We start from the raw sequence: 16655 nt of genomic DNA, 5'->3' as shown, positions 1-16655 counted from the left end.
CCGCGCCCGCTGCGGCTACCGGTGCCAGTCCCGGGGCGGACGGCTGCTGAAGCCCTGCTGCACCAAGGCTTGTTGCGCGACCTGCACGGCCTTGCGCTGGGCCGCCGCGCTCTGCCGTTGCGCGATACCGATCACGACCAGCGCGCCCTGGAAGACTCCATCGCTGTCGAACACCGGCACGGCCACCGACGCGATCTGCGGCACGCGTTCCTCGCGAGTGATGGCAAAGCCATCGCGCGCTATGGCCGCCGCCTGGGGCGTGCTGCCACCCGTGAAATAGCGCAGCACATGCGACGACGAGCCGCCAGCCGAAAGCTTGAGCCGCGCGCCCACTTCCACATGGTGGCGCACCTCGTTGCTGCTGTTCTCGCGGTAGAGGCAGACGCGTTCATCGCCATCGCGCACGTAGAAGGCCACCGTCTCGCCTGTCTGCCGCATCACCTCCTGCAGGACCGGCTGCAGCCGTGTCCCGATATCGAAGGTGCGCCGGTAAAGCATGCCCATGTGCAGCAGCGCCGGGCCGGGCGCGTAGGCGCCGTCGTCGAAGCGGTGGACCATGCGGGCTCGCACCAGCACACCGAGCAGCCGCAGCAGCGTGGCCTTGTCCAGGCCCGTGCATTCGGCCAGCTCGCGCAGTTTCAGGCGCAACCGGTCCTCGGTGAAGCATTCGAGGATCGACAGGCCGCGCTCGAGCACGCCGGAGGGCGGCTGCGGCGCACTGGCCTCCACTTCCGATGCCGGCGCTTTCGCGAGCGAGGCAACGTTCGATGCGCGCCGTGCCGTCTTGCGAGCCGGGCTCAGGTCCGATGTCTTTTTCGAAGGTGGGGTGGATCTCATGGGTGCAGATTGTGTTCGATCGTCGCACCGGGGCGAGCACGGTTGACAGTGCCTGGCACGCTCATTAGAATTTTGTTTACTGAACTGTATTTCAATCAATGAAATACTTCAAATCATAGATGAGCCATCCCTGCACGATGGAGCAGGGCCGCCCTGCTCCATCGTGCAGGGTTGCCGAGAAGCGTTTTTAGAGACGGAGACATCGGGGTTTTTTCTCGCGCTGGGACGATCGGCGCGTAGAGGCACCCGCCTTCTGCATGACCGCGACCATCGCCATTCCCGCCGCCCCTGTCACCGACACGCTGGCCGAGACGCTGTCCGGCATCGTGGGCGCCGCCCACGTGTTGACGGCCGCCACCGACATGGCCCGCTACGAGGCCGAGTGGCGCCGCACCTACCCCGGCGCCGCGCGCGCCGTGGTGCGGCCGGCCAGCACCGACGAGGTGTCGCGCGTGGTCGCGGCCTGCGCGGTCGCGGGCGTGTCCATCGTGCCGCAGGGCGGCAACACCGGCCTCGTCGGTGGCTCTACGCCCGACGATTCGAGGACCGAGGTGGTGCTGAGCCTCGAGCGCATGCGCGCCGTTCGCCGCGCGGATCCGCTGGACAACACGCTCACGGTCGAGGCCGGCTGCACCGTGCTCGAGGCGCAGGCGGCGGCCGAGGCGGCGGGCCGCCTGTTCCCGCTCTCTCTGGCATCCGAAGGCAGTGCCACGGTGGGCGGCGTGGTCTCCACCAACGCGGGCGGCGAGCAGGTCTTGCGCTACGGCAACACGCGCGAGTTGGTGCTGGGCCTGGAAGTGGTGCTGGGCGATGGCCGCGTGCTCGATCTGCTGGGTGCGCTGCGCAAGGACAACACGGGCTACGACCTGAAGCAGCTCTTCATCGGCGGCGAAGGCACGCTGGGCATCGTGACCGCCGTCACCTTCAAGCTCTTTTCGCGGCCGCGCCAGGTGGTCACGGCCTGGGTCGCGGTGCGCGACCCGCAGGCCGCGGTGGTGCTGCTGTCGCGACTGACCGATGCGGTGGGCGAGCGCGTGACCGCGTTCGAGCTGATCGGCGAAGGCCCGCTGGGCCTGGTGCTCCGGCACGCCACGGCAGGCATGCGCGCACCGCTTGGCGGCGTGACGCCGTGGTCGGTCCTGCTCGACGTGTCCGAAGTCTCCGCGAGCCTGGACCTGCAGCCAGCGGTGGAGGACGTGCTGGGTGCCGCAATGCATGATGGGCTGGTGCTGGATGCCGCGCTCGCCGCCTCCGACAGCCAGGCCCATGCCTTCTGGGCGCTGCGCGAGCACGTCCCCGAGGCCCAGCGGCTGGAAGGCCCGTCGATCAAGCACGACATCTCGGTGGCCATCTCGCGCATTCCCGATTTCATCGCCGAGGCCGGCGCGGCGCTGCAGCAGCTGATGCCCGGCATTCGCATCGTCTGCTTCGGCCACGTGGGCGACGGCAACCTGCACTACAACCAGAGCAAGCCTGCCGGCATGGCCGATGCCGATTTCCGTTCGCACGAGGAGGCGGTGCACGGTGTCGTGCATGCCACCGCTGCGCGGCTGGGCGGCTCCATCTCCGCGGAGCACGGCATCGGGCGGCAAAAGCAAGCGGCCTTCATGCACTACAAGAGCCCGGTCGCGCTGGCCGCGATGGCGCAAATCAAACGTGCGCTGGACCCGGCCAACACCTTCAACCCAGGCCGTATGCTGCCGCGCGCGTTGCTGGACTCCCTCACCTCTCGCTAATACCCACAGGACCTCCATGCCCGTTTCCGTCTTCGACATGCAATCGCTTCAGCACCTTTGGGGCACCGATGAACTGCGCGCCATCTTCGGCGAGGAGAACCGCATCCAGAAGTGGCTCGACTTCGAAGCCGCGCTGGCGTCCGCACAGGCCGAGCTGGGCATCATCCCGGCAGCCGCCGCGAAGGAGATCGCGAGCAAGGCCAAGGTCGAGAACATCGACATCGTCGCGATGTCGGCCGAGATCCGCCGCATCAAGCATTCACTGGTACCAGCACTCAAGCAATTGCAGGCCGCCTGCTCCAGGGAGAACGGCGAATGGGTGCACTACGGCGCCACCACACAGGACGTGGTCGATACCGGCGTGGCACTGCAGCTCAAGGAATTCCACGCCGTGGCGATGCGCGACCTGCAGGCCGTGGGCAAGGAACTCAGCCGCCTGGCCGTGGCCCACCGCGACACGCCCATGGCGGGCCGCACGCACGGCGTGCAGGCGCTGCCGATCACCTTTGGCCACAAATGTGCGCTGTGGCTCGACGAGCTCGGCCGCCACCACGAGCGCCTGGTGCAGGCCGCACCGCGCGTCCTGGTCGGCATGCTCGCCGGTGCGGTGGGCAGCCAGGCTTCGCTGGGCCCGAAGGCGATCGAGCTCGAGGCCCTGATGCTGCAGAAGCTCGGCCTGGGCGTGCCCACGATCAGCTGGGCACCGGCGCGCGACCGCTTCACCGAATACACGAGCCTGCTCGCCATGGTGGGCAGCACGCTGTCGAAGATCGGCAACGAGCTCTTCAACATGCAGCGCAACGAGTTCGGCGAAGTCGAGGAAGGTTTCTCTGAAGGGAAGCTCGGCTCGTCCACCATGCCGCACAAGCGCAACCCGACCTCCGCCGAGAACCTGGCGGGCCTGTCCAGGCCGCTGCGCTACAACGCCGCAATGATGGTCGAGGGCATGGTGCAGGAGGGCGAGCGCGACGGCATCGCCTGGAAGATGGAATGGAAGGCCTTGCCCGAGTGCTGCATGATCGCCGGCGCCATGCTGTTCCAGGCCAGGAACCTGCTGGCGGGCCTGAAGGTGAATGCCGACGTGATGGCCATCAACCTCGACAGGATGCGCGGCTACCTGCTGTCGGAACGCGTGATGCTGGAACTGTCGGAGCGCGTCGGCAAGCAGACCGCGCACGAATGGATCTACGAGGCCTCGATGCACGGCATCACGCAGAAGCTGACGTTCGCCGACGCGATGCGCGAGCACGCGGGCCTCGGCAAGCTGCTGACCGACGACGAGATCCGCGACATGACGGATCCCGCGGCCTATCTGGGCCAGTGCGGCGCCTCGGTGGACCGTGTCGTGGCCGCGCAGGCGGCCTGGCTCCGGTGAATTGCACCCCGGGAAGTGCGCACGGCGCCTCCCTCGCTCACGAACCAATAAAGGAGACATGACATGCACACCCTCGTCCCGAGTCGCCGCCGTCTGTGCGTCCTCGCGTTGGCCGGCGCCGGCATGCTGGCCCTGGCCGCGCCCGCCGCCCAGGCGGCCTACCCCGAACAGCCCCTCAAGCTCGTGGTGGGTTTTCCGCCCGGCGGCGGCGGCGACCTGTACGGCCGGTTGATCGCCAACGCCATGGGCAAGACGCTCGGGCAGGCCGTGGTCGTCGACAACCGCGCCGGCGCCGGCGGCAACATCGCCGCCGACATCGTTGCCAAGGCCAGGCCCGATGGCTACACCATCCTGCTGGCCATGAGCGGCAACCTGGCGGTCTCGCCCGCCATGAAGGCGCAGAGCCTTCCCTACAAGGTGCCCGACGACTTCACGGCGATCGGGTTGATCCTGGAGGCGCCGCACGGCCTGTTCGTCAGCCAAGGTTCGCGCTTCAAGACGGCGCGCGACCTGCTCGATGCCGCGAAGACGCAGAAGCTGAGCTTCGCCTCCACCGGCACTGGCGGCGCCGCACACATCGGCATGGAAATGGTCAAGCAGAAGGCCGGCGTGGAGATGCTGCACGTGCCCTACAAGGGGTCGGGCCCGGCCATCACCGACATGATGGGCGGCCAGGTCGACAGCTTCTTCGCCACCGCATCCCCGCTGGTCGGCCAGGTGCGCCAGGGCCAGCTGCGGCTGCTGGCGATCACCGGAGAAAAGCGCAACCCGGCGATCCCCGAGGTGCCGACCTTCAGGGAGCTTGGGGTGAACGTGGCGGTGACGCAGTGGTACGGCCTGGTGGCGCCCGCCGGCACGCCGCAGGCGGTGGTGAAGCTGCTGTCCGATCACCTCGGCCGCGCACTGGCGACGCCGGAGGTACGCGATGCCATTCGCAAGGACGCCGCCATCGAGCGCGACCTGCCGATGGATGGCTTTCGAAACTTCATCGTGGAGGACATCGCGCGCTACAAGGCGGCGATCACGCCTGCGCTGATGAAGGAAGTCTCCCAATGAACCATCGCCAGCCGCACCCCTGTTCGCTGCGCGCCATGGACGCCCTCGCCGATTCCAGGAAATGAACCACATGACCTACGACGCCCTCATCTCCGCCGAGCAACTGGCCGACGCGCAACGCAGTGCGCATCCCCCGCTGGTGCTGGACTGCAGCTTCGAACTGACCAAGCTCGACGCCGGCCAGCAGGCCTACGACGCGGGGCACATCCCCGGAGCGGTCTACCTCCATCTGGAACATGCCCTCTCGGCCGAGAAGACCGGCCGCAACGGCCGCCATCCGCTGCCCACCCGCGAAGCCTTCGCCCGCACCATGGCCGCGATCGGCGTGGCCGGCGACACCCAGGTCGTGGCGTACGACAACGCGGGCGGCATGTATGCAGCGCGCCTCTGGTGGATGCTGCGCTGGGCCGGGCACCGCGCCGTGGTCGTGCTCGACGGAGGCATCGCGGCCTGGAAGGCCGCGGGCCTTGCGGTGTCAACCGAGGCGACATCCGCGCGGGCGCCCGGCAACTTCGCGTTGCGCGAACCGCTGGTCACGACCCTTTCCTACGACCAGGTGAAAGCCAACATCGACAGTCGGCGCAAGCTTGTGCTCGACGCCCGCGCACCCGACCGCTTCCGAGGCGAGAACGAAACGATCGATCCGGTCGGCGGCCACATTCCCGGCGCGAAGAACCGCCTGTTCAAGGACAACCTGGACGCCGACGGCCGCTTCAAGCCCGCCCACCAGCTGCGCGCCGAGTTCGACGCCATCACCGGCGGCAGGCCCGCCACGGACCTGGTAAACCAGTGCGGCTCGGGTGTCACCGCCTGCCACAACCTGCTGGCCATGGAAGTGGCGGGCCTGAAGGGCGCGGCGCTGTACCCCGGATCGTGGAGCGAATGGAGCGCACAGCCCGGCGCGCCGATCGCAACAGGACCGGCAGCCTGACGAGGCCGGCTGCATCCCCTGATCGCCCATTCGGAGACACCCTCGTGCCAACACCAAGACGCCATTTCCTGCGCCGCTCGGCGGCCCTGCTCGCCGTGGCGGGCTTCACGGCCCTGACGGGCATCGCCCACGCTGCCTACCCCGAGCAGCCGATCAAGCTGGTCGTGGGGTTTCCGCCCGGCGGCGGCGGCGACCTCTACGGCCGCGTCATCGCCAATGCGCTCGGCAAACACATCGGCCAGGCGGTGATCGTGGACAACAGGGCGGGCGCCGGCGGGAACATCGCGGCCGAGACCGTGGCGCGCGCCCGGCCCGACGGCTATACGCTGATCCTCGCCATGAGCGGCAATCTGGGCAGCGCGCCCGCGATTCGCGGCAACCTGCCCTACAAGGTGCCTCAAGACTTCGTGCCCATTGCCCAGCTGGTCGAGACGCCCTTCGGCCTGATGGTGAGCGGCAACTCGAAGATCGAGACCATGAAGGACTACGTGGCCGAGGCCAAGTCGGGCAAGCTCACCTACGCTTCGACCGGCACCGGCGGCGCGGCGCAGATCGTGATGGAGATGGTCAAGCAGCAGGCCAGCCTGGACATCCTGCACATCCCCTACAAGGGCTCGGGTCCCGCGCTCAACGACCTGTTCGGCGGCCAGGTGGCAAGCTTCTTCGCGCCCTACACGCCGCTGATGGGGCAGATCACCGGCGGCAAGCTCAGGCTGCTGGCCGTGAGCAGCCCGCGCCGCGTGCCCTCGCTGCCGGACGTGCCCACGCTCAAGGAGTCGGGCATCGACGTCGTGATGACGCAGTGGTATGGCCTGGCCGCTCCGGCCGGCACGCCCAGGGAGGTAGTCGACACCATCGGCCGCGCCGTCAAGGAAGCCATGAAGGATCCCGAAGTGCTCAAGGTCTACCGCGCCGATGGTGCGCGGGAAGCCACGCTGACCGGCGACCTGTTCCGCGATTTCATCGTCAAGGACGTTGCGAACTACAAGCGCGCCGTCGAGCGCGGTGGATTGAAGGCCGAGTAGCAAGCATCCGCACCATGCCGACCGACACGCCCGTTTTCCATCCGCACAGCGCCCACTGGGGCGTTTTTTCCGCCGCCTGGGACGGCCATACGCTCGCGGTGAAGCCGCATCCGGACGATCCGGACCCGAACCCGTTGATCGACAATTTTCCCGATGCGCTGCGCCACAGGGCGCGCGTAACCACCCCGATGGTGCGCAAGGGCTGGCTGGAGCGCGGCCCGGGACCCGATCCGATGCGCGGCCAGGACGCGTATGTGGCCATGCCATGGAGCGAGGTGCTGGACCTGCTGGCCGGGGAACTGCGGCGCGTGAAGGAACAGCACGGCGCCGGCGCGGTCTTCGGCGGCTCCTACGGCTGGTCGAGCGCGGGGCGCTTCCATCATGCGCAGAGCCAGGTCCACCGCTTCCTCAACACGACGCTCGGCGGCTACGTGCGCTCGGTCAACAGCTACAGTGCCGGCGCCTCGGGCCCGATGCTGCCGCACATCCTCGGCTCGATGGAAGAGGTGGCGCGCCGCAACGTGACGTGGGAGCAGATCGTCGAGCACACCGAGGTGGTACTGGCCTTCGGCGGCATGGCGCTGAAGAATTCGCGCGTGGCCTCGGGCGGCATCAGCCGCCACATCGAGCGCGGTTCCATGCGCGAAGCGGCGGCGCGTGTCTGCCGCTTCGTCTCCATCAGCCCGCTCAGGAGCGACCTGCCCGAGGAGGCGCAGTTCGAATGGCTGCCCGCGAGGCCCAACACCGATACGGCGCTGATGCTGGCCCTGGTGCACCAGATCGTCAGCGACGGCGCGCATGATCGCGACTTTATTGCCCGCTGCTGCGCCGGCTGGGCCACGTTCGAGGACTACCTGATGGGCCGCAGCGACGGCGTGGCCAAGAGCTGCGCCTGGGCCGCACCGATCTGCGACCTGCCTGCGCAGCAGCTCGTCGAGCTGGCCCGCTCGCTCGTCGGCAAGCGCACGCTGGTGGTCGTGTCGCACTCCCTGCAGCGCGCCGAGCACGGCGAGCAGCCGGTCTGGATGGGCGCGGTGCTGGCCGCGGCGCTGGGCCAGCTGGGCCTGCCCGGTGGCGGCTACAACTACGCGCTGGGCACGCTGGCGCACTACGGCAAGCGCAACAACGCCGTGCCGGCGGCCGCGCTGCCCCAGGGCACCAACGGCGTGAAAGCGTTCATTCCGGTCGCGCGCATCAGCGACATGCTGCTCAATCCCGGCCAGCCTTTCGACTACAACGGCCAGCGCCGAACCTACCCGTATATCCGCCTCGCCTATTGGGCGGGCGGCAACCCGTTTCACCACCACCAGAACCTAGCGCGCCTGGCCGAGGCTTTCCGCACCCTCGACACCTTCGTCGTGCACGAGATCGCCTGGACCGCGACCGCGCGCCATGCCGACATCGTGCTGCCCAGCACCATGACGCTGGAGCGCGAGGACATCGGCGCTACGCCCACCGATCCGATGGTGGTGGCGATGCACCGCATCGCCGAGCCATGCGGCCTGGCGCGCGACGACTACGACATCTTCTGTGAGCTGGCCGGGCGCCTCGGCGCGCTCGAGGCCTTCAGCGAGGGCCGCACGACGCGCGAATGGCTGGCCCACCTGTACGAACGCACCCGCACCGGGCTCGAGGATCTGGGCCTGGAAGCGCCGGATTTCGAGACCTTCTGGCAGCGCGGCGAACTCATGCTGCCGCAGCGGGACGACGATGGCGGCATGCTGCGCGCCTTCCGGAACGACCCCGTCAGCGCGCCGCTGCCCACACCGAGCGGCAAGGTGCAGGTCAGCTCGCCGGCCGTTGCCGCCTTCGGCTACGCCGACTGTCCGGGCCATCCGGCGTGGCTTGCGCCGAAGTTCGCGCCGACCGCCGAGCATCCGCTGTGGCTGGTCGCCAACCAACCGCACACCAGGCTGCACAGCCAGCTCGACTTCGGTGCGCACAGCCAGGCCAGCAAGCGCCGCGGACGCGAGGTCTGCACGCTGCACCCGACGGCCGCTGCGGCGCGCGGCGTCAGGGAGGGCGACATCGTGCGGCTCTTCAACGAGATCGGCGCCTGCCTGGCCAGCGCCCACCTGTGTGCCGACATGCGCGAAGACGTCGTGCAACTGCCCACCGGCGCCTGGTACGACCCTGCGATGGACGACCAGGGCCGCCCGATGTGCGTGCATGGCAACCCCAACGTGCTGACGCGCGACATCGGCACCTCGTCGCTGGCGCAAGGCTGCGCGGGACAGCTCAGCACAGTGCAAATCGAACGCTACGACGGCGCGCTGGCGCCGATCCGCGCCTTCGAGCCTCCGGCGGCCGTCTTTAGTTGAGGCGGAGCAAGAAGATATCGAGACAAGGCACGCACAGCGAGGCCCAATCGCAAACTGCGGCGAGCCATTCCTTCGCATGCTGTCACGGCCTTTAAGTCAAGGCTGCTACGGCGCTAACGACAATCGTCGGAAGCTTGGCTTCGACGAAGCCATACACCACCTGACCGTCGCAGGTATATCGCCCACCGCGGCGCAAATGCAGTGCCACGGAACTCGCGTGCTTCTCACCGTGAAATGCTTTTCGGCGCCAGACGTGCGCAGAGGCCGCCAGTTGTTCGTCGGTTAAGTCTTCCGTTTCCATCGGCCATTCATGCCGAGGATCATGCGTCTTCGCTTCCGCCATTTGGTGGAGCAGCACACCCGGTTGCCTCCCTCAGTGGACGTTGCCAGAAACCATTTGTATGCACGTGGCCTCAGCCCTGACGTCATTGGATAAGGCTGTGGATAGGCCCTTGGATAACAGTGCAGTGAACGGGCGATTTCGTCTTGAAAGCCGCGTGGTTGAGCCATCGACCTAGAAACAGGTCATCTGGGTCAGGAACCGGTGAGCATCCAGCCCAGCGGCTTCGCTCTTTGTCACGACATCTGGAGTTGACCCCCCATGGCGGCATCAGGAAACTGACCTCCGGGTTGTCGATCAATCTGTCTTTACCGACTCGGACTGGTCGGGCTGATCAGGCCAGCGCGACCTTCGATTCGAGCCGGCAGCTGTTGCCCCGGATCGTGACCACGTGGCTGGGTGCGCCAATGCAGCAGAACTCTCAACTTGGCTGGCGCCTGGCCGATTCCGCCACCGCGATCCAGCCAGCAATCGGCGGCGGCAATGCGGCGGCGCTGGCCTTGCCGGCGGCGCTCGGTGCACAGGGCCTGTGGGTGCCTGGTTTGCGTCGCTGGGGCAACGGCTGGCCGGCGGCGCTGCTCCGCCGGTGACCCCAACTGTCAGCAAACCGAGCCCTTGCGCAAGGGGCTTCGCCCCGGATCGTCCAGTCTAGAGCTAGACAAGTGGCGGAACGGCGACGAAGACGCTAGGCCCCTGGCATGGCCCCTCGTGCTGGCCATCAGTGACACTCGTGTGTTCAGAGGCTCCTGGCGTGCTCGACGGCGCTGCGCCTGGCTTCGTCCCTTGCGCCGGCGTCGATCTCCGGGCCCAGCAGCGTCTTTTCCACGACGATCGAGCGCACGTCGCGCACGCCGATGAACCGCAGCCATGTCTCGATGTAGGGGCGCTGGAAATCGAGATCGTGCGCGGAGCCGTCTTCTCCCAGCGGATAGTCCAGCCCTCTTGCGCAGATCACCGTTGCCGCCTGCGTCTGGAGCATGCCGATCAGGCCCGCGGCATCGAACCGGAACAGCACGTCCTTGTGCGACACCACGTCGATCAGGTGCTTCAGCTTGTAGGGCACGCCGAAGTTCCACAAGGGCGCGGCCAGCACGATGTGGTCCGCGACGTGGAAAGGTGCGGCGGTCTGCTTGACCTGATCCCAGGCGAATTGCTGCGGCGCGGTCAAGGGCACGCCGTTGATGCCGGCGTATTTCGCGTCGAGCATGTCCTGCGACAGCTCCGGAAGATCCATGGTCCACGGGTTCAGCGTCGTCACGCGGCAACCGGGGTGGTTGCGCAGCACCTCGCCGATGAACGCCTGGGCGACCTCCGTGCTGGCGGAACGCGTCTTCCTGGGCGAGGTCTCGATGTAGAGAAGTTCTTTCATGATCGTGCGCAGCAGCAGCAAATGGTTGGTTCGGACTTGAAGGCTAGGCCCGGCGAAGCGTGCACACAAGCAACATAATCTGCAGTCATTCAGAAGAATTCTCACTGAAACAGCCGGATGTTCGACTCCCAACTGCTGCGCGCCTTCGTGGCTGTCGCCGACCAGGGCAGCGTGACTCGCGCGGCCGACATCCTTCACCTGACGCAGTCGGCCGTCAGCGCGCAGATCCGGAGGCTGGAAGAGCAGCTGGGCTGCCGCGTCTTCGACCGCACGACACGTTCGCTGCAGCTTACGCACCAGGGCAGCGTTCTCCTGAGCTATGCCAGGAGCATCCTGAGCCTCCAGCAGCAGGTGGTTTCCAGGCTCGCGGCGCCCCGGCATGCGGCGACGACGCTGCGCCTGGGGTGCTCGGAGGGGTTTGCCAGCGAATGGCTGTTTGCTGCGCTGGCGAACTTCCGCCAGCGCAGGCCGGACGTGCATGTCGAGGTCACCTGCGGCATCAGCACCCTTCTGGCGAAGCAGGTCCGCCATCGATCGCTGGACCTCATGGTGGGCACCGTCTGCGATGCCGGCGAAGGCAGCGAGACGCTCTGGATGGAGCCCCTCGTCTGGGCGTTTTCCGCAAGAGCGCTGCTGAACCCGGACTCGCCCGCCCCGCTCGCCTTTCTCTCGGAGCCCTGCCCGTTTCGCGAAGCCGCGCTCGCTTCACTGGCCGGCCACGGATCGACGAACTGGCAGATCGTGCTGACCGCGCAGAGCGCCGGCGCACTGGTGGCGGCGGCCTCCACCGGATTGGCCATCACCGTGCTGACGCCTTCCGGCATGCCGCCCAGCCTGCGCTCCATTCCGCCAGGAAGCTTTCTGCCGCATCTGCCGCCCGCCCGCTTCGTGATCCAGCGCGCCGAACGGAGCACGGCGCCGGAGCCCTTGTCGGAGCTGGTCAACGAAGTTCGGGAGGCCTGCTTTCGATGGCGGGGCGCACATGCGGGCGCGTTCGAGCACCGCCAAGCATCACAAATTCCTTCGACATCCAGCGGCGGCTGATAGCGGCGATCGAGCGCCTGGCGGTTCTCTACGGGAGCAATGACGGCAAGGCAATCGGCAAAGAAAAACCCGCCACGCTGGAGAGCGTGCACGACGTCGCGCGGACCGCGGCGCAGTCGCGCCGTCACATGATTGCCAAGGCGGTCGAGCCGATCATTCCTGCACCAGCAACGATGAACAGCAGGCAAGCCATGCCCTCGACGATAGCCGACGAAAACAGCGATGGCCGGCCGGCCGCGAACGATGGTGGTCGACAAAGTGCTCGAGGCGCTGGACGCCTGAACCATCGAGGGCTTCGTGGATACGTCTTCCTGTACTGGCTCCACATCGACGTGCTTTGGGTCGACGAGGCGGCTAGGACTGCGGGGCTTGGCAGCGAACTACTCGAGCAGGCCGAGACGAAGGCGAAGAGCCTGGGCGCGCATAGCGCGAAGCTCGATACCTTCGAGTGGCGGGCCCCCGATTTCTATGCGAAGCGCGGCTACCAGGAGTTCGGCCGCATCGACAACCGCACCAATTGGCTCTACCTAGCGTTCATGATGAAGAAGCTATGAGGACCAAGGGCAGAATGCGGGCCAATACTGGAAGTTCGTCTGTGCCAGTCAGTTGAAACACGAAAGATTCCATGCTTATCGTTCTGGCGGAATGCCCCATCTGCCGCAACGGCCTCATCGGCATTCGTAGATGCTCTGACGGCTCAACCCTTGTACTCATGTGCGACGAGTGCGAATCGGTTTGGGCGGACCCCGCACCGGCCGGCGGGGGCGCCGAGTTCACCCACTACCGCAATGCGGAAGTCACGTTGCGGGAGCCGGCCACCGAGGTCTTCCAGATCATGGATCTCAGCCTTTTCTATGCCGACATGGGCTGGCTTCCAGCTGTCATCGATGGCAAGTACGCGCCAGCTTGTGGCGTTTGGGATGTTGAGTAGGATCTCCGGCTCAGATTCGGAGGTATGGCCCTCTGGCAGGGATCGGCCAGAAGCAGGTATTGGCAACAGTCCGTTCTCCGGCAGCAGAAATTCACTGCCGCAAGGGCGAAGCCACACAAATCGATTGGCAGGACGCGGCGGGCTGGCCTACATTGGTCTTCTACCCACCATGAGGATCGCAACATGCCCATTCGCATCGCATCGCTGACCCACCGCATCGCGAAGAACGGCGCGATGCTTCACCAGGCGACGATGGACCGCGTCCACTCGCTGGGGGCGGACCATGAGCCGTCCGAAGCCGAACAGGCGCTGGCCGAGGAGCGCCGCCTGCTCAAGGAGGAGCGTGCGAAGCGCCAAGCGCAAGCGCAGCAGCCGAGGGCGAAGGCCGTCGACAAGCTGGTGAGGACGCACCACCCGCAGGCCAAGGAGAAGCCCAAGGAAAAAAAGGAGCCCAAGGAGGCCAAGAAGGCCAAGGCTGGCAAGGCCCACAGGCCCTCGCGTGCCGAGAAGCACGCTGCGCAGGCGGCGGCCCTGCAGGCCGCGAGTAGAGCGCCGAAGAAGTCGGCGAAGACCTGAGAAGGCTCTCAGGCACCGCGCGGAGCGCGGACGCGCTCTTCCGAGTACAGGCGGAGTACGAATCGCCCTGCTTCGGTGTCGCGCAGGCCCCGAACCTCCTCGCGCATGGCAGGCGGCACTTCGTCGAGCACACGGTAAGCGGCACCGCATCCTGCAGGAAGCAGCATCGGTGACGCGAGCGCAGCAAACGTGAGATCCGCAGCCCTGAACCGATCGCCGACCAAGTACCGTCGCCCCTCGCGTTCGTCGACTTCCTCGAAGATCTCGCGCACGCGCAGCCTGGAACGTTCCGCGCTGTCTGGGGTGATCCGGAGTGTCCGCCTGCAGCAGACCCGCAGCTTAGCTGTGTGCGCCGAACAGCCGCATCGCGGCGCCTGACGTTCGATCTTGGGTCGGCAGTATGCCTAGTTCGTAAGGCGCAAGCCGGCCATGACCAGCCAATCAATGTGGATGCCAGAAAGCAGCCGCTCGGCGCCGCTCTCAACCCGTTCCAGCCTTTCGCACACCCGAATTCGCCGCTCCAAAGATGTCGTTGGTGGTTAACTCATGACATAAGCGGTGTACGCGGCAGCACCATCCGATGTGCCGGTCCGCGCGCGTCCAGGTCGAGCAGCTCATCGAGCAACGAGCTCAGGCGCGGTCAGTGGTGGCGGTCCGGGAGCCTCATTGGTTTTGCCAGGCGCCTCAGTGCTCTACCGCGAACAGCCGCCACTCGCCAGGGATACCCTTGAGGCTTTGCACTCCTCGATCCTGAAACACGAGCCCGGAACCTGCGACAAGATCCTTGACCGTGCCGGAGACCAGCACTTCGCCGGCGCGCGCCTGTGCAGCAACGCGTGCGCCGGTGTGCACAGCGATGCCGCCGACCTTGCCTCCCATCCATTCGCACTCGCCGGTGTGTAGCCCGGCGCGGATCTCGAGCCCGAGCGCACGCACCTCCTCGGAGATCGCACAGGCGCAACGCACGGCGCGCGCCGGCCCATCGAAGGCGGCGAGGAAGCCGTCGCCGGCGGTGTCGATCTCGCGGCCGCGAAAGTGCTCCAGCTCGTGGCGAATCAATGCGTGGTGGCTGTCGAGCAAATCGTGCCAGCGGCGGTCGCCGAGGCTGGCGGCGCGCTCGGTGGCGCCGACGATGTCGGTGAATAGGACGGTGGCCAGGAGCCGGTCAGGTTCCGCGTCGTGCCGAGCGCCGGTGAGGAATTCTTCGATCTCGTCGACGATAGCGTCGCAGTCGCAGCCCCAGGGAACGTGATCGATGCCGTGCAGTTCGACCAGCTTGGCTCCGGGGATGTGATCGGCCATGTAGCGGCTTGCGCCGAATTCGATCGTGCGGTCGTTGCTGCTGTGCAGCAGCAGCGTGGGCACGCGCACGGCCGGCAGGACATGCCGGATATCGATCTCCATGTTCATGCGCACCAGCGTTGCCGCGGCCGCCGGGCTGGCGCTGGCGCGCAACCAGCGGGCCCACCACCGTCGGTAGCGCTCGTCTTGGGCCAGACTAGGGCACCGGGCATCGATGCCTACCGGTCCGCCCCAGTCTCGTTCGATCTGGTCGGCAAATGCCAGGTGCTGCTCGACCGTCGGCCCCAAGGGGTAGTCGGGCGCCCGTGTGCGTCGCGCGAAAGCGCCGCCCATGATGAGCGCCGAAGACCGTTCCGGATACGTGGCGGCGAACAGAGCGCACATCGCGCCCCCCTCGGAATAGCCGAACAAGGCCGCACGCTGCGAGCCGACCGCATCCATCACCGCGCGCACGTCGTCCATGCGAACCTCGAGGCTTGGCATGTCGTTGACACGATCGGACAGGCCGGTGCCCCGCTTGTCGAACAGGATCAGGCGGGAGAACGAGGCCAGCCGCGTCAGCAGCCGCGCCAGCGTCGGCTCCTCCCAGAAGACGTCGATATTCGACACCCAGCCGGGAACCAGCACCAGATCACGCGGACCGTTGCCGATCGCCTGGTAGGCGATGTTGACGCCACCGCTCCTCGCATATCGAGTTTCGGGAACCATAGAAGGTTGAGCCTCCGCACGCCGGTCCACTGGCACTTGTCCACGAGCGGGAGCTTGCCACAAAACGCACCGTCGCACCTTCGTGTTCAGCTCCCTGGCTCAAATGCGAACTCACAGTGTCGGCCAACACCAGACCTTCGCCAATGACCTTGCGTAAAAATTTCCGAAGCCAGGTTGCCAAGATTCGAGCGCCATGCGTCGCCCGAGGCTTGACCGCGCCACCCGCATAAGCGAAGAATCGCGCCGAAGAACAGGGCGAAGGCGAAGCCGGCCAGTGGCGCGGATCGCATTTTCAAGGCCCGGCTTGTTTGATAGCCTGTCGGCTGGTGGCCTCATAGGGTTGAAGGTCAAGATGGGACACTCGCCGGGGGCTAGCGAAGTTCGACTTCTCGAAGGTCATCCGCGCAGATTCTGTAGGGGGAAAAGATGAAATCGATCGTGCATCTCGCGTTCGGCGTTCTGCTGCTTTCTGCTGTGGCGTTCCACGCCGGCGCAACGGGGACGAACAAGCTATGCAACGGACGACAGACGGACATCGTCTTTGCTGTAATCCATGAGAATTCGGACGATTCGGGTTCGAGATGCGAGCTTCAGGGATCGCGGTGCTACGTGACGCTCCAAGGCTGGTACACCATGAGGCCGGGAGTCTGCATGGACGTCGACGTGGGAAATCAATGGGAATCCTATCTGTCGATCTTCGTCAAGGATACGGCGGCCGGCCAGTACAGGCCAGAAACCTTCCCAGTCAACGACAGGTTCTACAAGGACAGAAACGAGAAGAACTCCGGAGTCGTTAACGTCACCGCGTGCATGCCTGTCGGGCCGTTCAAGAAAAAGCTGCCTGGAGCGCTCGCGCCCATGCTGAATTCAGCAGTCGCATGCGATCCCGGCGAGGCGCTGCATCCGGTCAATTACGTCATGCGCGGCGGACCGCAAACCCACGTCGTGGTCACGTTGAACTAGTGGGCTGTAAAGATTGGATCGTTCGCCGTGTCGCCACGGTCGGTCCTTCGCCCGAAACGGGCTACGTCTCAGATCGGCCACTTTCCGTCGTTTGCGAAGGGCGGCTTTCTGGCGTCCCGCTTGGCAACAAATCGAGCGATG

At 66.4% G+C, this 16655-nt stretch carries 17 protein-coding genes; 12 read left to right on the top strand and 5 right to left on the bottom strand.

Annotation, left to right across the window (positions count from 1 at the left end):
* Window positions 1-15: 15 nt before the first annotated feature.
* Window positions 16-837, bottom strand: coding sequence for an IclR family transcriptional regulator (locus ACSQ89_RS32915; RefSeq protein WP_436295524.1), 822 nt, complete (start codon window positions 835-837; stop codon window positions 16-18).
* Between the two features lie 257 nt (window positions 838-1094).
* On the opposite strand from ACSQ89_RS32915, the gene ACSQ89_RS32910 reads away from it, so the two are divergent.
* From ACSQ89_RS32910 to ACSQ89_RS32885, 6 genes are all read left to right on the top strand, one after another.
* Complete coding sequence (locus ACSQ89_RS32910) at window positions 1095-2573, top strand: FAD-binding oxidoreductase (RefSeq protein ID WP_436296863.1); 1479 nt, start codon at window positions 1095-1097, stop codon at window positions 2571-2573.
* Between the two features lie 16 nt (window positions 2574-2589).
* Window positions 2590-3948, top strand: coding sequence for an adenylosuccinate lyase (gene purB, locus ACSQ89_RS32905; RefSeq protein WP_436296862.1), 1359 nt, complete (start codon window positions 2590-2592; stop codon window positions 3946-3948).
* Between the two features lie 63 nt (window positions 3949-4011).
* Window positions 4012-5004 (top strand): tripartite tricarboxylate transporter substrate binding protein, encoded by a 993-nt coding sequence (locus ACSQ89_RS32900; protein WP_093110308.1) that lies wholly within the window; start codon window positions 4012-4014, stop codon window positions 5002-5004.
* A gap of 61 nt (window positions 5005-5065) precedes the next feature.
* Window positions 5066-5935, top strand: a complete 870-nt coding sequence (locus ACSQ89_RS32895; protein WP_436296861.1) for a sulfurtransferase — start codon at window positions 5066-5068, stop codon at window positions 5933-5935.
* 44 nt (window positions 5936-5979) lie between these two features.
* A complete protein-coding gene (locus tag ACSQ89_RS32890) occupies window positions 5980-6960 on the top strand; it encodes a Bug family tripartite tricarboxylate transporter substrate binding protein (RefSeq protein ID WP_436296860.1) in 981 nt (326 codons plus the stop codon).
* A gap of 14 nt (window positions 6961-6974) precedes the next feature.
* On the top strand, window positions 6975-9281 hold the full coding sequence (locus ACSQ89_RS32885; protein WP_436296859.1) for a molybdopterin-dependent oxidoreductase: 2307 nt from the start codon (window positions 6975-6977) through the stop codon (window positions 9279-9281).
* Between the two features lie 91 nt (window positions 9282-9372).
* Here the strand turns inward: ACSQ89_RS32885 and ACSQ89_RS32880 are convergent, their stop codons facing one another.
* Complete coding sequence (locus tag ACSQ89_RS32880; protein ID WP_093110311.1) at window positions 9373-9582, bottom strand: hypothetical protein; 210 nt, start codon at window positions 9580-9582, stop codon at window positions 9373-9375.
* Between the two features lie 290 nt (window positions 9583-9872).
* On the opposite strand from ACSQ89_RS32880, the gene ACSQ89_RS32875 reads away from it, so the two are divergent.
* Window positions 9873-10211 (top strand): hypothetical protein, encoded by a 339-nt coding sequence (locus ACSQ89_RS32875; RefSeq protein WP_436295518.1) that lies wholly within the window; start codon window positions 9873-9875, stop codon window positions 10209-10211.
* 146 nt (window positions 10212-10357) lie between these two features.
* On the opposite strand, the gene ACSQ89_RS32870 is transcribed toward ACSQ89_RS32875, so the two are convergent.
* On the bottom strand, window positions 10358-10990 hold the full coding sequence (locus ACSQ89_RS32870; protein ID WP_093110383.1) for an FMN-dependent NADH-azoreductase: 633 nt from the start codon (window positions 10988-10990) through the stop codon (window positions 10358-10360).
* Window positions 10991-11107: 117 nt separating this feature from the next.
* On the opposite strand from ACSQ89_RS32870, the gene ACSQ89_RS32865 reads away from it, so the two are divergent.
* From ACSQ89_RS32865 to ACSQ89_RS32850, 4 genes are all read left to right on the top strand, one after another.
* Window positions 11108-12034 (top strand): LysR family transcriptional regulator, encoded by a 927-nt coding sequence (locus ACSQ89_RS32865; RefSeq protein WP_093110313.1) that lies wholly within the window; start codon window positions 11108-11110, stop codon window positions 12032-12034.
* Entirely contained in the window at window positions 11959-12588 is a 630-nt protein-coding gene (locus ACSQ89_RS32860) for a GNAT family N-acetyltransferase (RefSeq protein WP_436296858.1), read from the top strand. Before ACSQ89_RS32865 ends, ACSQ89_RS32860 begins: the two co-directional genes overlap by 76 nt.
* A gap of 71 nt (window positions 12589-12659) precedes the next feature.
* Window positions 12660-12965 (top strand): hypothetical protein, encoded by a 306-nt coding sequence (locus tag ACSQ89_RS32855; protein ID WP_436295516.1) that lies wholly within the window; start codon window positions 12660-12662, stop codon window positions 12963-12965.
* A gap of 183 nt (window positions 12966-13148) precedes the next feature.
* Window positions 13149-13541 carry a hypothetical protein gene (locus tag ACSQ89_RS32850; RefSeq protein ID WP_093110317.1) on the top strand — a complete coding sequence of 131 codons (393 nt, stop codon included), beginning with the start codon at window positions 13149-13151 and terminating at the stop codon, window positions 13539-13541.
* 8 nt (window positions 13542-13549) lie between these two features.
* Here the strand turns inward: ACSQ89_RS32850 and ACSQ89_RS32845 are convergent, their stop codons facing one another.
* Both ACSQ89_RS32845 and ACSQ89_RS32840 read right to left on the bottom strand, forming a co-directional pair.
* On the bottom strand, window positions 13550-13813 hold the full coding sequence (locus ACSQ89_RS32845) for a hypothetical protein (protein WP_436295515.1): 264 nt from the start codon (window positions 13811-13813) through the stop codon (window positions 13550-13552).
* A 412-nt stretch (window positions 13814-14225) separates the two neighbouring features.
* Window positions 14226-15551: an adenylate/guanylate cyclase domain-containing protein gene (locus ACSQ89_RS32840; protein ID WP_436296857.1), complete on the bottom strand. Its 1326-nt coding sequence runs from the start codon at window positions 15549-15551 to the stop codon at window positions 14226-14228.
* 426 nt (window positions 15552-15977) lie between these two features.
* On the opposite strand from ACSQ89_RS32840, the gene ACSQ89_RS32835 reads away from it, so the two are divergent.
* A complete protein-coding gene (locus ACSQ89_RS32835) occupies window positions 15978-16514 on the top strand; it encodes a hypothetical protein (RefSeq protein WP_436295513.1) in 537 nt (178 codons plus the stop codon).
* Window positions 16515-16655 lie beyond the last annotated feature (141 nt).

Source organism: Variovorax sp. LjRoot175, from assembly GCF_964253805.1.
Taxonomy (GTDB): domain Bacteria; phylum Pseudomonadota; class Gammaproteobacteria; order Burkholderiales; family Burkholderiaceae_C; genus Variovorax.
The sequence above is the reverse complement of the archived record's forward strand: the minus strand, read 5'-3'. Positions and strand labels throughout refer to the sequence as shown.

Excerpts from the sequence above, each read along its gene's own strand:
- ACSQ89_RS32915 (WP_436295524.1), bottom strand. The coding sequence starts at position 837 with ATGAGATCCACCCCACCTTCGAAAAAGACATCGGACCTGAGCCCGGCT.
- ACSQ89_RS32910 (WP_436296863.1), top strand. The coding sequence starts at position 1,095 with ATGACCGCGACCATCGCCATTCCCGCCGCCCCTGTCACCGACACGCTG.
- purB (WP_436296862.1), top strand. The coding sequence starts at position 2,590 with ATGCCCGTTTCCGTCTTCGACATGCAATCGCTTCAGCACCTTTGGGGC.
- ACSQ89_RS32900 (WP_093110308.1), top strand. The coding sequence starts at position 4,012 with ATGCACACCCTCGTCCCGAGTCGCCGCCGTCTGTGCGTCCTCGCGTTG.
- ACSQ89_RS32895 (WP_436296861.1), top strand. The coding sequence starts at position 5,066 with ATGAACCACATGACCTACGACGCCCTCATCTCCGCCGAGCAACTGGCC.
- ACSQ89_RS32885 (WP_436296859.1), top strand. The coding sequence starts at position 6,975 with ATGCCGACCGACACGCCCGTTTTCCATCCGCACAGCGCCCACTGGGGC.
- ACSQ89_RS32880 (WP_093110311.1), bottom strand. The coding sequence starts at position 9,582 with ATGGAAACGGAAGACTTAACCGACGAACAACTGGCGGCCTCTGCGCAC.
- ACSQ89_RS32870 (WP_093110383.1), bottom strand. The coding sequence starts at position 10,990 with ATGAAAGAACTTCTCTACATCGAGACCTCGCCCAGGAAGACGCGTTCC.
- ACSQ89_RS32865 (WP_093110313.1), top strand. The coding sequence starts at position 11,108 with ATGTTCGACTCCCAACTGCTGCGCGCCTTCGTGGCTGTCGCCGACCAG.
- ACSQ89_RS32860 (WP_436296858.1), top strand. The coding sequence starts at position 11,959 with ATGGCGGGGCGCACATGCGGGCGCGTTCGAGCACCGCCAAGCATCACA.
- ACSQ89_RS32855 (WP_436295516.1), top strand. The coding sequence starts at position 12,660 with ATGCTTATCGTTCTGGCGGAATGCCCCATCTGCCGCAACGGCCTCATC.
- ACSQ89_RS32850 (WP_093110317.1), top strand. The coding sequence starts at position 13,149 with ATGCCCATTCGCATCGCATCGCTGACCCACCGCATCGCGAAGAACGGC.
- ACSQ89_RS32840 (WP_436296857.1), bottom strand. The coding sequence starts at position 15,551 with ATGGTTCCCGAAACTCGATATGCGAGGAGCGGTGGCGTCAACATCGCC.
- ACSQ89_RS32835 (WP_436295513.1), top strand. The coding sequence starts at position 15,978 with ATGAAATCGATCGTGCATCTCGCGTTCGGCGTTCTGCTGCTTTCTGCT.